The organism is Candidimonas sp. SYP-B2681, assembly GCF_003971065.1.
In the GTDB taxonomy this organism is placed as follows: domain Bacteria; phylum Pseudomonadota; class Gammaproteobacteria; order Burkholderiales; family Burkholderiaceae_B; genus Pollutimonas.
The window spans coordinates 64435-79840 of record NZ_RYDV01000007.1 but is presented as its reverse complement, the minus strand read 5'-3'; the positions used below and the strand labels follow the sequence as shown (position 1 = coordinate 79840).

The window sequence follows — 15406 nt, the reverse complement described above, 5'->3', positions numbered from 1 at the left end:
ATGCAAAAACTTGTTTTGTTCGACTTTGACGGCACTCTGGCCGATACCGCCCCCGATCTGGCTGCGGCCGCCAACAAACAACGAGCCCGCAAGGGTTTGCCTCCCCTGCCCTATGAAACATTTCGCCCTTATGCATCGCACGGAGCTCGCGGTTTGTTAAAGGCAGCCTTGAACATGGACCCTGACCATCCCGAATACGAAATATTCCGCCAACAGTTCCTTACCGACTACGAGCAAGATATGACCACGCTCACGACCCTGTTTCCCGGCGTGAAATCACTCTTGGCCACCCTGAAGAGCAACGGCTACACGTGGGGCATCGTCACCAATAAAATGGAGTACCTCGCGGTTCCTCTGGTCGTGCATTTAGGTCTGTACACAGATTGTGCCGTTACTGTCGGCGGCGACACGACTAGCCACGCCAAGCCCCACCCGGCGCCACTGCTGCACGCCGCAAAAGCGGCCGGCTTCGAGCCCGCAGACTGCATCTATGTAGGCGACGACGAACGGGATATTATTGCTGGCAAGGCGGCAGGCATGGCAACCATTGTCGCCGCATACGGTTACTGCGGAAAAGAAACAGCCCTGCAAGCGTGGCAGGCCAACGCCATAGCGCAATCGCCAGCCGACATCTGGCCCGCTGTTCAGGAATGGGCAGTCAATTGAACAACGTGCGGCAACCGCAGCTTCGCGCAGCCGCAGTGCAGTTGTTGCCTATGGGCTCACCGAAATAGGACCCATGTCCCGCGAATGAGATCCCGCTGCTGTAAACAACACGTCGGTTGACGAATTCAAAGCGGTCTCCGCGGAATCTTGTAGTACTCCAATAATGAAGCCCATACTGCCGGGAGGACTTAGCGCTTCATTGCCGGCTTTCAGCTGCAGCGTTAAGGGGAACATGAAGCTCGCAACAACGGCCACCAAAGCTGCCGCGAAGGTACCAAGCAAATACAAGCCAAGAATTGGGCCTATGCTGGTCGGTTGGCCCTTCTTGTGGTTGGCGATGGATGCAGCCACCAGCACAAAGACGAGAATCGGCGCAACTGACTTTAAAGCGCTTATAAATAGGTCACCCAGCAGATCTACATACTGGGCTGCTGAAGGAAAAAAGAAGGCGAGTAAGATGCCCGCTACCAAACCGATCAGAATTTGTACTACCAGACTACCATTGCTGACGAACTGCAAAAGTGGATTCTGCCTAACTACGCCGAGACTCATTCCGGACTCCAAAGCCAACCTTTATCGGCTGGTGTAATAAACCTCGCTTCCACTCCTCGCACCTATCGTCGCAAGCGCCGCACACTGTTCTAGAACATAACGTGCACGCTGGCCCCGTTTGTTGGATTATGGAGACTCAACGTCTCCAATACAGGCCAAGGAATTTTAGCACCCTCGTTACACTGTCCAAAAGGAGCCTTGTACGGTATACTCAGTGCACTGGGGTCGATCCGGCTTCGACGTGGGTCGCGAAACAGAGTAGGGCATGCCGAGCACCAGTAAGCTCGTAAATCCACTGGAACATTACAAACGCCAACGACGAGCGTTTCGCTTTAGCCGCCTAGTGCGGTAAGCCGCTGCACTAATTTGTCTTTGGGTTAGGTAGGGTAAAACCTACAGCAGCGTCATTTACAAAGAATCGGATCTTGTTGGGTCACTCAGCCTGATCTTAAATTGATGTGAATCGCCAAGGAAGGGCCTGTCGGTTGGCATGATCCAAGGTTAAAACTTAAAATGAACCGAATAAGCATGTAGAACTGCCTGCAGAGGGCTTGCGGACGCGGGTTCAATTCCCGCCGACTCCACCAGTATTCAAATCCCAACCTTAATCGGTTGGGATTTTTTTTGGCCGGAGCGCCAGCGCTGGCGGGCGTTGGGGTTTGAGGTCGCATTATGTCGCAAAACAAGACGATAGGCCTTTGTGTAGCATATTGGTTTTTTTTAGCATATTCGAAGCGTCCATCCGTATTTGTGAAAATTCTTGTACTTCAAAAGATTTGGTAGTTTGATATAGGAGTGCCAGTTCAAGGAGTTATTCATGACAGCCGCCACTTCGCCAAACCAGCAGTTCACGGTAAGCCATCTCAATGAAGATGACTTCAAAACAGGAGGGCTTCGCAGCTACTCATCCTATCGTGACCTGGGGGTTGCCATGGCGACCAACGGAGTTGCCACGGCGCACGTCATTCGAATGATTGCACCATTTTCAGAAAGCTTCAGCCAGCGGCACCATCACGATGTGCAACTCCAGCTCGTATATGTCCTCAAGGGCTGGTTCAAAAGCGAGTTCGAGGGGCACGGAGTCCAGACCATGAAAGAAGGCTCCTGCTGGCTACAGCCACCCAATATTCGACATACCGTCGTTGGATGGTCGGATGACTGTGAGTTGCTTGAAGTCATCCTTCCAGCGGAGCATGACACTATCATCGACGGGTAACTCTTGTAACGGAGAAGGCGATGAACAATCCAGCCCAACCACGACATTTTCCGCCTGGCGAAGGCGTGGTCTACAAGATCGGTCAAATGACCATGACCTTCACGACCACCGCCGAACATAACCTGAGCTGCTACACGCTTTGCGAAGCAATCGAGCCTCCACAGTCCGGCGCATCACTTCACCGACACCCAACATACGACGAAACATTCATCATTTGCGAAGGACATTACCACTTTCAACTAGATAAAGGGATGCTCAATTTGGGTCCAGGGGATACCGTATTTGTTCCAAGAGGCACTCCGCACAGCTTTATTTGTACCGGGCCGGAAATCGGACGCCAACTAATCATCAGCTCTCCGGGCGGTATATTCGATGCGTTCATTGCTGATGTGGCCAAGTCACAGATCGATAGCGGGAGCCCCTCGAAGCCGGATGCAGCAACGGACTTCCGCGCCATTGCGGCGAAGTATGGAATGCAGTTTCTGAGCTAACGCACAATGTGAAACTAACACTGTGATGCCCGTATCACAGAAGATAGTAACTGGACGCAGGTGGCAGGATGGCCGGAGGGTCGTTACAAATTGGCCAAAAGCCTCAATCCACTCCCTTCAACGTCTTTACTGCCCATCCTGTTCTGAGAACCATTTCAGCGCCGGTCCCCTCTTCCACCACCAGTACAACCAACGCTACACTATGCGGTACTAGACGGGGCACATAGAAATATGTGCCCTTTTTGGGGTCCGCAGGTGTACCGATTCGCACGGCAATCGCACGCGTTTCGCACCGATGAATTTGAGCCCGCCCTAGCCGGTGGGCTTTTTTGCGTTATAACGTGCCGCCTGCAACTCGTCCGCTGACGCCACACGGGCTGGGCGATGGATGGGAACAGGCGCAATGAATGTTCTAGGGTTATAAAACCATTGTGGAGCAAGCGCTGGAACGGCTGTCGACGCCCCGCCCCGAGTCAGCATTCGTTTGGTATCAGGGGACGCCGGCTATGGGGAATAGTTGGTACCACCCGGCAGATTCGAGCGAGCCAACAACTTCATAGCAAGGCAACAATCCTAAGCCTTGATCTCACTATCCCTCATATAAGCGCGCATAACCAGCGCCGGTCAGATAATAATCACCTTGGCGCTTTTCAAAATATCCGTCTTTAACAAAGCTGTCAGCGGCGGCTTCTAGAGTGTCTAGCTCTAGTCGAGACAGGTGATTCATATTGCGCAAATAGAACGCATTGACGTCCAAGGCCTGCCCCTCGCGACACCAGGCTTTAAGCATAAAATCCAAAATTGCATTTCTGGTTTTCTCGACGGCTGACATCCCAGCTTCCCTTTTTCGATTGATATGCTCCTTCATTTTAGTGGGCGTCGACACTAGCCAACGTACATAAAATTCAGTAGGCACAACGGTTGACACAGAGCAACGCGCCGCCTTCATTCCTAGACCGAACGTGGAATGGTTCTACTGCACAGTCAGCGATATCGTGAAACTATGCGACCCCCATTTCCCGTATCGCTTTGTATGTCGTGCAAGGTGCTTCTATCGGCTGTGCTACCCCAAAAGCCTCATGCGTTTATGACGCTGACAGAGATGCAGGCGCCTAAAAGCTACGCCGGGGTTTTGGAGAGACGCTATACCTGCCAGGCATGTAAAACTGTATGGCTGCGAATTACGCGTGGGGACGGGATTGACGTGCACTTCGATGTCCTTAATCGGACGAGCACGAAGCGCTGATGGGCTATCAATTGGCGGATGCGAGCGAGCCGATTCAGAGGCCGGGCCGTTCTGCCCTCGTCCAACATATCCATAGAAGAGCCCGATTTTCCTGCCCCTATTCGTATGAGTGAGCGCTTCAATAAAGACCACAATCCTTCAATACAGGCGACGTACGGTTGCCGATAACAGTACCATAAAAAAAAGTGGTGCATATAGAGGGCGAGAGACGTGGGATATCTTTACCACTTACCCCTGATCTTCTTCGGCGTGGGAAGCTGCGTAGTCGGGTTGCTGGCCTGGCTTGTATGGGTCAACGGGGACGATGAATGACCGCGCGATGGTTCTGCATCGTTCTAACCTCCGCGCTACTGGTCTTATCTATGCCGACTGCATGGGCTAATAAGCCGTGCTCTGGCAGCAAAGGCGGGATAGCTCATCGCGCCGGCGACAGGATTGTTTGCCATGATGGTTCGATCAGCGGCGGCCCGAAGAAGGTGTGTTCCATTCAGGGAGGTATTCCAAAGAATCTGCAAGCAGTGGCTCCTCTTTAATAAGTAAAACACGCTACGGTAAACGAACGAAAATACCGGCCGATGCAGTAAATATATGGTTGCAATCTCGAATGAATCCGATGCCCTTCATGGCGTCTAAAATTGACATATTGCACTAACTTCTGCTATTTTGTTCGATTCTAGTGAGTTTTGGAGCAAGTGTTGAGTAAGAAAAGAATAGCGATTTTAGGTGCTGGTCCCAGTGGTTTAGCCCAATTGAGGGCATTCTTGGCAGCTGGATCGGCAGGCGAACAAAATCTGCCTGAAATTGTCTGTTACGAAAAACAGAATGATATTGGCGGCATGTGGAATTACACATGGCGAACAGGTTTAGATAAAAATGGTGAGCCGGTACATGGCAGTATGTATCGTTACCTATGGTCCAACGGACCGAAAGAATGCCTGGAATTCGCAGACTATTCCTTTGACGATCACTTCAATCGATCAATTCCTTCTTATCCCCCGCGCGAAGTTCTAAAAGATTACATTATGGGCCGCATCGATAAGCGTGCCATTTTCAAATATATTCAGTTTGAGAGTCCTGCGCGCTGGATCACTTATGACGACGCGACCGAGAAATTCACCGTTACGGTAATGAATCACAAGAGCGACGAACAGGAAACCGAGGAGTTCGACTACGTCGTGGTTGCGACAGGCCATTTCTCGACGCCCAATATGCCTTATTTTGAAGGCTTGGAGCAGTTTCCCGGACGAGTACTGCATGCGCACGATTTTCGCGACGCACTCGAATTCAATGGCGCAGAGGTCTTATTGATCGGCAGCAGTTATTCTGCCGAAGATATCGGCACACAATGCTATAAATACGGCGCCAAATCCGTTTCGATAAGCTACCGAAGCGCCCCTCTGGGGTTTGAATGGCCGGAAGGCATTGAAGAAAGACCGCTCTTGACACACCTGGAAGACAGTGTGGCTCATTTCGCAGACGGCACCAGCAAGAAATTTGATGCCATCATCATGTGTACGGGATATTTGTTCCATTTCCCATTCCTCCCTGATGAACTTCGCTTACAAACCCATAACTGTCTTTATCCAGACAATTTGTACAAAGGGATTTTCTTCCAGAACAATCCTAAATTGATCTATTTGGGCATGCAAGATCAGTACTTCACCTTCAATATGTTTGATGCGCAGGCTTGGTATGTGCGTGATGTCATATTGGGTAAGATCCAGCTCCCCGATGCCGACCAACGCCTGCAAGACATGCAGCAGTGGTTGAAACGCAAAGATACGCTTGAAACGGCCAACGAATCGATTGACTTTCAAGGTCAATATGTGCGCGACTTAATTGACGCCACCGATTACCCTGACTTCCCTATCGAAAAGCAGACTGAACTACTCAAGTCATGGCTGCTGGATAAAGAAGAAGATATTTTGGGTTTCCGGAATAAATCCTATCGATCAACGATAACGGGTACGTTGGCAGCCAAATTGCCCAAGCCCTGGCTTGATATTAAAGACGACTCGCTGGAAGGGTTCATGGCGCTGAAGTTCGAGGTACCCGAAGAAAAAGTGGCGTAATCGTTCACTTATTCAACGATACCGACTAAGGAGTCTAACGGCTCAATACAGGGACGGCGTTCGAGCAGCGCACCTCTTGTTCTAAGATCTTTGTATAAATCAGTCCTTTACTACACCACCGGTATTCAAATCCCAACCTTAATCGGTTGGGATTTTTTTGGCCAAAGCGCGTGTGTTGGCGTGGTTCGGTGGTAGGGAGTCGCATTCGTTCTCGACAGGGCTGCACTCCTACCCCACAGTTTCCAAAGAATAAACTCTTAAACTGTTGACCCAATAACGGCGATCCAAACAGCGATTCACTATATAGGGTAAACTCGTATCCTTCAGACTTCAGACGCGGGGTGGAGCAGTCTGGCAGCTCGTCGGGCTCATAACCCGAAGGTCACAGGTTCAAATCCTGTCCCCGCAACCATACATACAAAATTAGCTCTTGATCGAAAAAATCAATAAGAAACGGGGCTAATTTTTTTATCGTACCGAACTCCATAAGTGAACGATTGGGGTGGGACTAGCGCAATGCTATCCTGTTCTAAGAACAGATTCAGTCTCAGCACCCTACTCCTCCATCCGCACAAACCTTGCTTCACGATGTAGCACTGGACAGAGCACATAGAAACGCGCCGTCGGCCAGTTACCGAGTTTTTTGCTTACACAATCAAACATTGACCGGCGGAGCAACCCTTGCCTTGCGACATGGCAGGGCTCTAGACTAACCGTGCGCCTAAATGAAGAGTTGATACCCTGACGCGTGCTAATCTCATTCTATTTTGTGGGTAATCTGCACGTTCATTCTTGATGGGGAACTGCCATGCTGAACACAACATCTCGGTTCATCTGTACGGTTTTCGTTGCTACCTCTCTATTAATTGGCATCGCTGAGGCGGCTGAAGGCTCACGCCGTGCTCCGGCGGACAATCCCACCCCCACAGGCGGAATTCAGACTCAAGATTACCCTGTAACGCTAGCCATGCCACAAGGCTCTGTTCCTGAAGGTATCGCGATCAAAGGATCCATTGCGTTTGTCACCTCCCTTTCTCACGGTGCCGTGTATAAGCTCGACCTTGCGACTGGCGCCCATGAGGTTCTAAACCCGGGAGAAAGCGATAGTGCCGCAGGAATTTTGCTCGATGAGCAAGGACGTCTGTATGTTGCCGGGGCGCGGGGTGGATCAGTCCAGGTGATTGACTCAAACCACGGCAAAACGCTCGCCAACTACCGGCTTGCGGCTGATGAAAAGAGCTTCGTCAACGATGTCGCAAGGCTCAACGATGCAATCTATGCCACCGACTCGTTTGCACCCGTCATTTACAAGTTGCCGCTGGGAAAGGGAGGAGCGTTACCCGAACAAACCGATATAAAGACCATTCCCCTATCCGGCATAAGCTACGTTGAAGGCTTTAACGCTAACGGCATCTCAACGACCCCTGATGGTAAAGCGCTACTTGTCGTGCAGATGAATACCGGCGTCTTGTACCGCGTTGATCCGGCCAGCGGCGTCGCCGCGCCCGTCGATATAGGCGGAACGGATTTGAAGGGAGGTGATGGCCTGTTGCGGGAGGGCAAGACCCTTTATGTCGTGCGCAATATTCCTAATACTATCGCTGTTCTGGAACTCGATGAAGCGGGAACCACTGCGCGCTTAAAGACCGAACTCAAAGACCCTCGCTTTGACACGCCTACCACAATTGCTCGTCTGGGAGATCGACTGTACCTTCCGAACGCTCGCTTGACGTTGAAGGATCCCGAAAATGCAGATTTCACGGTAACGGCTATCTCGTATAAGCCGTAATCCGAGTTGTTGAAGTGCATCCTCGAGCTTCACAATGCAAGTCCCTACCACTGCTATTGACCGATGTCTGACGGGATCCAACACGGCAGCAGAAAAATTTGCAAACGGAAACTCTGTATGCAATAACGCGAAATAGGGGGATGCTTTATGTGCTGCTTGCATGTAAACTTGTAAAACCGCTGACATCGGCACCTCGCCTACGCATTCTCTGGTCCAACCGTGATTGCCTGGTGTAACCCCCCGAGGAGGAAGTCGCCGTGGCCATTACCATTGAACGCAGGTATTCTCGAGTAATTCATCCGGTCCATGCCGTATTGCTGGCGGGAAGCATTCCTCTCTTCTTGGGCGCGGCACTGAGCGATGCCGCCTACGCTTCGACTTACGAGATCCAGTGGAATAATTTTGCCTCGTGGCTCCTCGTTGGCGCACTGTTTTTCTCCGGTTTCGCCCTCATCTTCTTGATCGTCGATTTATTTCGCGCCGACCGCCGTGCCCGCGGCATAGGCGTTTATGGGGTAGTACTGCTCGTCACGTGGCTGGTAGGCTTCTTCGACGCGTTGATGCATGCACGGGACGCTTGGGCGAGCATGCCCGCCGGGCTGGTGCTCTCGATTATTGCCACCGTGCTCGCGTGCGTAGCGACATGGTTCGGCTTCTATATCCCACGCATCGGGAGAACGAAATGAGCCGTTCTACTCTATTTGCGGTGGTCACAGTCTCGGCACTGCTGACTGCATGTGGGGGCGATACGGAACCGTTGCAGTATGGCTCAAGCCCCGAACTACCACAGCCTTACCGCGGCGTGCTGCCCGACATGGTAATCGCCAAGCCCGCCGAATGGGGCGACCAGCGGCCAACGGTGCCGCAAGGCTACACAATCAGCGCCATCGCCACCAACCTTCAAATCCCACGCCAGACGCTAATTCTGCCTAATGGCGACATCCTGGTGGCCGAAGGCAGGGGCGGCAACGCCCCCAACCTCAAACCCAAGGACATCATCGCCGGCCCCATCAAGGCCATGGGTACCAGTCCAGTCGAAGGCGGCAACCGCCTGACCCTACTGCGCGACGCCGACGGCGATGGGGTCTACGAGATGCAGAAGGTCTTTGCCGACAAGCTCAATGCACCGTACGGACTTGCCTTAGTCGGAAATAGCCTCTACGTCGCCAACCAAGATGCCATAGTGCGATTCAATTACCACGAAGGTCAGACCGAGGCCAGCGGTCCCCCCGTAAAACTGACCGACCTGCCGTCGGCGATCAACCATCACTGGACTAAGGCACTAGCCGCCAGTGCCGATGGGCAGTTCCTTTATGTCGCTATCGGTTCGAACAGTAACATCACGGAACGGGGGATGACGGCAGAGGTCGACCGGGCCATGGTGTGGCAAGTTGATGCCCGCAGCGGGGCTCATAAACCCTACGCTACCGGCCTGCGCAATCCCACGGCGCTCGCCATTCAGCCCGGCACAGGGCAGCTATGGGTGGTCGTCAACGAGCGCGACGAAATTGGGCCGAACTTGGTCCCTGACTATCTTACCGCGGTTCGTGAAGGCGGCTTTTACGGCTGGCCATACAGCTACTGGGGTCAGAACGTGGACACACGAGCCCAGCCACAGGATCCAGATAAAGTCGCCTCGGCGATCACGCCTGATTACAGCCTCGGCGCACACGTAGCGGCGCTGGGCGTCGCTTTTTCCACCCCGACTATGGGTAAAGATTTTGCCGATGGTGTCTTTGTCGGCGAACATGGCAGCTGGAACCGTTCAGACCCGGTCGGCTACAAAGTAAGCTTTGCCCCTTTCCGCGACGGTCGCCCGGCCGGACCTCCGATGGAATTCGTCTCTGGGTTCCGCGGCAGCGACGGCAAAACGCGAGGCCGTCCTGTCGGCGTCACGGTCGATCCGCGAGGCGCCCTTATCGTCGCCGACGACCTGTCCAACACCGTCTGGCGAGTCACACCAAACAAGTAGCACTGAACTAGCCCCGGCAAATCGCTACCATTATTGCGCATCGCCAGTAGGCATTCAGCGTCTGACGCTGTCGTCGCGCCAGGCACTGCACATGCTGGCCATTAATGCGTGCCAACCTAAGGAGGGCACCGTCATGCCAAAATCCAGCATCAAATATGACCGCAACGAAAGGAATGGCGAGCCGATGGGACAGCGACGTCCATTAAAGCAATCGGTTGGCATGTCCGCTCAGCCAACGCAAAGCCATGCCCTTCCACCCCGCGATCTGGAGCCACTCACCGATCGACAAAGTAATGCAAATCGTTCAATGACGTCGGTGAAAACAGGTGAGCACAATGAAACCGGCACAATTATTGCTGGCGAATAACGCCGCACAATTGGACGGCTAGCTGCCAAATCGTTATTGGCCTCAGGAGTATTGATATGGATAAGGATCGCATTAAAGGCGCCGGTAAAGAAGTGAAGGGCACTGTGAAAGAAGCTGCAGGGAAAGTTACGGGAAGCCGTACAACTGAAGCCGAGGGCAAGGCCGAAAAGGCCGGTGGGACCATACAACGTAAAACGGGCGAGGCAAAAGACGCAATTCGCGAATCAGTAAAAAAATAATTTCCTTGCCGAAAAAGTCAGTGAGCGACGCTTAATCTGACTGGCCTCCATACATCAGAGAGCAAGTTGCGACGGTCTTAAGAGCCGCATCTTGTATTGCACAAGATTCGGCTCTTCTTTCACGTGTCCCAGATAGGCTGACGCTTATAGTAATGAAGGAATCGCGCAAACCGTCATGAAGTCCGGCGATCTTTTCAAATCCGATGTCTGGGTCACAACGCAGCGTTCCCCATGTACTTACCTTCTTTCTTGAAGTTGGCATCTTGCATTTCAACGCTGCAACGTGAATTCCCGTAAAAGGCGACTCTGCTGTCCTTCGCCACGATGACAGCCGCTTCGGTATCGGAGTAGACCGCCGAATACTGGTAGCACGTAAACCCGTATGTATTACCGGACTTTTCTTTAGGTGGTTCGCCTATTTCCTCAAGAATCGGTGCAATGTCTTGTCCTACGTCGACAGAGTTCAAAATCGACTGCAACTTTTTCTGGCGTTCGTCAGCCCCTGCAGCGGACACGTCAGGACCACTCAGTGTGGTTTTCGCCACCTTATAGCCGGCTTCGGCCATCTGGCCCGCAAGCATGGGCGTGCATCCAGATAACGCCCCCGCCAACAATCCGCATATCGTGAGCGCGACTGCGCCCCCCCTTCTATTTCGTTTTTCCATAACACTCTCATCGTTCCAGCAGCGCTACTGCCGCTATCTTGTACCCTCGACTACCGCATCAGCTGAAACATGTGGCAGCCGATTCGCCGATGAACAGATTACAGCATTCTGGAAGACGATGAGTAAATCTGCGATGCTTGCATAAAGTCGGCTCACACACTGCGCACGATTTCAGCGCCTGACTCCGCCAGTGAGACCATCACCGCATCGCACTCGCGCTCATTACGCGGATGGATTATCAAGGACCAATGACCATCATCAATGGCGGTTTGTACACGCTGTATGACCAATTGGTGATCCGGGCGGGAGGTCAGCAAGCCGCCCAGCAACAAGCCGGCTACGGCCCCAAAGAAAAGAAAAGCTAACGCGCTTAGGGCCCGCGAACTTTGAATTGCGGGAATGTCTGCAGAATAAAACGCCATCCACAGCAGCCCACCGGCTACCAGCCCGGCCAAACCGAGCAATAGATGCGAACGGATCGCCGTTCTTATGATTCCTTGCGGTTCAGGCTCAAGTTTTTTTGCATATTCTTTTTCGTCTGGTCCGACGAGTAATACTTGTGTTGATTGGAGCCCCGCCTTGTCTTTCAATGAATCGGCAGTGGCGCAGGCCGCCCCTTCAGTATCAAACACTGCTGCGATTTTGGTAGTGGCTCGCTCGCCAAATAACGCCTGCCAAGTCATGCGGATCTCCTTCAGCCGTGAGCCGATTGCAACGAACTGATCCTAGCAAGCGCTGTTCCTACTGTCCCTTCCCTCTATTACCAAGCACCACGAAAATCCGCCCGCTAAACGGGCGGATTCGGCTGCCTACCTAATTAATGGCCGGAAGAGTGATCTATTTTCTCGCTTGAATGGAAGATCGCGGGATCCTGTTTGCCCGTGACGGTAAGTATCCCCGACAGCCCTTTTTCAAGCCGTGAAAGTGCATGATCGACAAGAATATAATTTCCGGGAACGTCCACCTTGAATTCCACCATGGCGGCCCCGCCGGGAGGTACCAGCGTAGTCTGCACGTCGGTCAGCGGAGGACTCGTGAGCGAGGCCTGGTTGTAAACCTTGTCAAATACTTCCCCAATCACATGGAAGCTTGACGTTAGGTTCGGTCCGCCCACGCCGAAAAAGATACGCACCGATTCACCCACGTTAGCCTGCAGCTTGTACTTTTCGGTCAGAGCACTTGGAGATCCGTTAAACATCAGGTGCTCAGGATTCTCGTCCAAAAGCTTTTGCAGCGAGAATTCCTGTAGCCCTAGCGAACCATGCTTTTGGGCCGTGTAAAGTTCGCCCTGCATCACGTAGAATTCTCGGTCAACTTTGGATAGTCCACCCTCTGGCTCGACAAGTATCATCCCGTACATGCCGTTCGTAATATGTTGAGCAACCATGGGAGTCGCGCAGTGATAAACGAACAGCCCGGGATGCAATGCCTTGAATGTGAAGCTTTTGGTTTGACCGGGAGGAACCTGCGTTACCGCAGCACCGCCTCCAGGCCCGGTCACGGCATGGAAATCCACCGAGTGAATATGAGTGGCTTCTTTGGCGTTCGAAAGGTTGACGGTAACGGTGTCGCCGACTCGGACACGAATAAATGGGCCCGGGACTTTGTCGTTAAAGGTCCAGTACTTGTAGGTACTGCCGCTGGCAAGTTGTCCTACGACCTCGGTAGTTTCCAGATCTACCGTAAGGCTTCGGGGTTCACGCTTGCCAACAGGTTCGCCGACCGCGGTGGGATCCTGGGCAATATCGAGCGCATCGCTTTTAATCTGCGCTTGAGGTTCACCAACAATAAGCTTGCCAAACATGCCGGCCGCCTTGTGACCCGGCAACGTACAAAGATATTCGAATGTACCGTTTTTATTGGCTCGAAAAACAATGGCTGTAGCGGCCTCTTTACCGGCAATCTCGTCTGACTTCGCGCCAAATTCCGGCACGCTGATATCGTGAATGGCGCCATCGCCGTTCACCAGATTGATTTGAACGACAGCGTTCTCAGGAACTTGCAGATCGGGGTTGATTTTACCCGCAATAGCGCCGGCGTCGCCCATAAACACCAGCTTGCCGTCGGCAATATTAGTGCGCAAGGTAAAGGTAATAGTGGGCTGATATGTGACGCCGCCCCGAACCAGCGGGGCATCGGCTGCAAACGCCGGCACGGCGGCACCGAATGAGCAGACAAAAGCGAAAAACAATGAAAATAGTTTCATGTAAGGCTCCTGCAGGGGTTCGGTAAGGGCGGTATGAGATGACTGCCTGTAAGCGGTAGTCATTGCTTTGGACAAGCGAGGCACCCGCCGAGGCATCATGCTGACACCTCGACGTTAGCAAATAGTATATGAAACATGAAAAGTTTCAAACGATATTTTCGGGCTCCGCTTACAATTCGACATTTTCCTCGGAACACTCGGATATGCGGCCTATTTACCAAACCAAAAGCGCCAGTGCCGGCGAGCCTAACGACGTTGCACTGAGCAAAAACGAAACCGCCTTATCCTTATTGAATCTGCAAGTACTGCTATTTTTGGCAGGTATGGTGGCATTGTGGACACTACTGTGCGCTATTAGTCACCTTGCGCCCGACTTGGACGGGATGGAAGAACTGGTATGGGCCTCCAGTCTCGAGTTGGGATATTACAAGCACCCTCCGTTCCCGTCATGGGTCATGTATGGTCTGACGCAGTTGTTCGGCCGGTCAGTTTGGCTCACGTTTTTTGCCGGGCAATTATGCTCGACCCTTGCTTTATGGTTCGTGTGGTTGCTGGGGCGCGAATTCACGACGCCGCGCAAGGCCTTCATCGTAATGCTGCTTCTGTCGACAACGATCTATTTTTCCTTGCGCGGCACTATTTTTAACCACAACACGGCGCAGTTATGGTCAATAGCCGCCGCTACGTGGCTGTTTTACCGCGCACTGCGCTACCAACGGCTTGGCACATGGTTGTGGTTAGGCGCTGTCAGTGCTATCGCCATCATGACCAAATACAGCGCCGTCATTCAGTTCGCAGCGTTTTTCTGCTTTATGCTTCGACAAGGCAGCTTCAACGATTCTCGCAACCTTAAGGGTATTGCGGGCGCCCTCGGCACTTTCTTACTGGTGAGCTCACCACATGCTTACTGGCTTGTGCTTAACGCTTTCCAACCCTTCCGCTACGCCGACACGGCGCTGGAAGCACAAAGCCATCTAGACGCCTTGGTACACCTTTTTAAGTTCGCGTTAGATCAATGCGCGCGCCTGAGCCCGATGCTTGTTGTCATGCTTATCTTGTGGCAAACGACCCGGAAGTCAGCTAGCGCGGCGGTGCCATCTATTGGAGGGCAAGACACAGCTTCATATTGGACCAGTTTGTCGGGGTGGGATCGTTCCTTCCTGCTATGGGTCGGGCTTGCCCCGATGGTCCTGACTGTGTTGATTTCCGCTATCCTGGGAACCAGATTGCAGGCATCGTGGGCGACCACGTTTTTTATTCTATATGCCTTCTATGCGCTGCGATGGATGTATGGGAACGAGCAGGTTAATTTGCGACGCATTGCCATGCTGGTCATAGCTTTACATATTTTAATGGCGGTGGTTTATGCCGCCGCACGAGGCCCCCTGGCCTGGCATTCGGGGCGAGACGCGCGCTCTACGTTTCCTGGGCCTGCCATCGCCACCGAAATGAATGCTATCTGGCGAAAGCACATTCCTGAATCCCCCTTGGCGCTCGTTGTCTCCGATACCTGGCTAGGCGGGAATGTCGCTGTCAATAGCGGCCCAGGCGTTGAAGTATTCATTAATGCTGACTATGCAGAATCGCCCTGGCTTGATCCTGCCACCTCGCTTGATTGCGGAGCATTAGTCGTGCATAGCCGACTGACAAAGGGAGAGCCGGGGCGGGCCCTCAAAAATCTTTTCAATTTGGCCGACTGGCATGGTGTGGCAGCCATTCAGTGGTCATCGAAAAAAAGCCCTGTCATCGATTTGCATTGGGCAATTATCCCGCCAAAAAGAAAATGCGCAGACCGATACCGTACCGGTTGATCGACCAAATAGCGACAACGTTAACAAACGTTACAACTAACCTATCAATAAGCAGTTAGTGTGTCTACAGCAATGCTTTCGTCATGCTGAATCTCCAGTTCGTTTCACCATAGG

General features: G+C 52.6%; 15 protein-coding genes, 1 tRNA gene and 1 other RNA gene. 12 read left to right on the top strand and 5 right to left on the bottom strand.

Features of this window, described 5'->3' with window-relative positions; translation table 11 throughout:
* Entirely contained in the window at positions 1-666 is a 666-nt protein-coding gene (gph, locus tag EKL30_RS14925; RefSeq protein ID WP_126708045.1) for a phosphoglycolate phosphatase, read from the top strand.
* A 48-nt stretch (positions 667-714) separates the two neighbouring features.
* Here the strand turns inward: gph and EKL30_RS14920 are convergent, their stop codons facing one another.
* Positions 715-1218 carry a cation:dicarboxylate symporter family transporter gene (locus EKL30_RS14920; RefSeq protein WP_126708044.1) on the bottom strand — a complete coding sequence of 168 codons (504 nt, stop codon included), beginning with the start codon at positions 1216-1218 and terminating at the stop codon, positions 715-717.
* Between the two features lie 221 nt (positions 1219-1439).
* Between EKL30_RS14920 and ssrA the strand changes: the two genes are divergently transcribed.
* From ssrA to EKL30_RS14905, 3 genes are all read left to right on the top strand, one after another.
* Positions 1440-1805: a transfer-messenger RNA gene (gene ssrA / locus EKL30_RS14915) on the top strand.
* A gap of 230 nt (positions 1806-2035) precedes the next feature.
* Positions 2036-2434: a cupin domain-containing protein gene (locus EKL30_RS14910; protein ID WP_126708043.1), complete on the top strand. Its 399-nt coding sequence runs from the start codon at positions 2036-2038 to the stop codon at positions 2432-2434.
* Positions 2435-2454: 20 nt separating this feature from the next.
* Complete coding sequence (locus EKL30_RS14905) at positions 2455-2925, top strand: cupin domain-containing protein (RefSeq protein WP_126708042.1); 471 nt, start codon at positions 2455-2457, stop codon at positions 2923-2925.
* Positions 2926-3514: 589 nt separating this feature from the next.
* Here the strand turns inward: EKL30_RS14905 and EKL30_RS14900 are convergent.
* On the bottom strand, positions 3515-3757 hold the full coding sequence (locus tag EKL30_RS14900) for a hypothetical protein (RefSeq protein ID WP_126708041.1): 243 nt from the start codon (positions 3755-3757) through the stop codon (positions 3515-3517).
* 1109 nt (positions 3758-4866) lie between these two features.
* Between EKL30_RS14900 and EKL30_RS14890 the strand changes: the two genes are divergently transcribed.
* From EKL30_RS14890 to EKL30_RS14860, 7 genes are all read left to right on the top strand, one after another.
* Positions 4867-6243: an NAD(P)-binding domain-containing protein gene (locus EKL30_RS14890; RefSeq protein ID WP_126708039.1), complete on the top strand. Its 1377-nt coding sequence runs from the start codon at positions 4867-4869 to the stop codon at positions 6241-6243.
* Between the two features lie 335 nt (positions 6244-6578).
* Positions 6579-6655 (top strand) — tRNA-Met (locus EKL30_RS14885).
* A 396-nt stretch (positions 6656-7051) separates the two neighbouring features.
* Positions 7052-8032: an SMP-30/gluconolactonase/LRE family protein gene (locus EKL30_RS14880; protein ID WP_126708038.1), complete on the top strand. Its 981-nt coding sequence runs from the start codon at positions 7052-7054 to the stop codon at positions 8030-8032.
* A gap of 257 nt (positions 8033-8289) precedes the next feature.
* The gene (locus EKL30_RS14875) at positions 8290-8718 is read left to right on the top strand and encodes a DUF2231 domain-containing protein (RefSeq protein ID WP_126708037.1); all 429 of its coding nucleotides are present in this window, start codon (positions 8290-8292) and stop codon (positions 8716-8718) included.
* Positions 8715-10004, top strand: a complete 1290-nt coding sequence (locus EKL30_RS14870; RefSeq protein ID WP_126708036.1) for a sorbosone dehydrogenase family protein — start codon at positions 8715-8717, stop codon at positions 10002-10004. Before EKL30_RS14875 ends, EKL30_RS14870 begins: the two co-directional genes overlap by 4 nt.
* 133 nt (positions 10005-10137) lie before the next feature.
* A complete protein-coding gene (locus EKL30_RS14865; protein WP_126708035.1) occupies positions 10138-10371 on the top strand; it encodes a hypothetical protein in 234 nt (77 codons plus the stop codon).
* 56 nt (positions 10372-10427) lie between these two features.
* Positions 10428-10610 (top strand): CsbD family protein, encoded by a 183-nt coding sequence (locus EKL30_RS14860; protein WP_126708034.1) that lies wholly within the window; start codon positions 10428-10430, stop codon positions 10608-10610.
* A gap of 212 nt (positions 10611-10822) precedes the next feature.
* Here the strand turns inward: EKL30_RS14860 and EKL30_RS14855 are convergent, their stop codons facing one another.
* From EKL30_RS14855 to nirK, 3 genes are all read right to left on the bottom strand, one after another.
* A complete protein-coding gene (locus tag EKL30_RS14855) occupies positions 10823-11275 on the bottom strand; it encodes a hypothetical protein (RefSeq protein WP_126708033.1) in 453 nt (150 codons plus the stop codon).
* A 152-nt stretch (positions 11276-11427) separates the two neighbouring features.
* Positions 11428-11958 carry a hypothetical protein gene (locus EKL30_RS14850; RefSeq protein ID WP_126708032.1) on the bottom strand — a complete coding sequence of 177 codons (531 nt, stop codon included), beginning with the start codon at positions 11956-11958 and terminating at the stop codon, positions 11428-11430.
* 134 nt (positions 11959-12092) lie between these two features.
* Entirely contained in the window at positions 12093-13481 is a 1389-nt protein-coding gene (gene nirK, locus EKL30_RS14845) for a copper-containing nitrite reductase (RefSeq protein ID WP_199748584.1), read from the bottom strand.
* 203 nt (positions 13482-13684) lie between these two features.
* Here nirK and EKL30_RS14840 point away from each other — a divergent pair, with 203 nt between their 5' ends.
* Positions 13685-15292 carry a glycosyltransferase family 39 protein gene (locus EKL30_RS14840; protein WP_126708031.1) on the top strand — a complete coding sequence of 536 codons (1608 nt, stop codon included), beginning with the start codon at positions 13685-13687 and terminating at the stop codon, positions 15290-15292.
* The last annotated feature ends 114 nt before the right edge of the window (positions 15293-15406 follow it).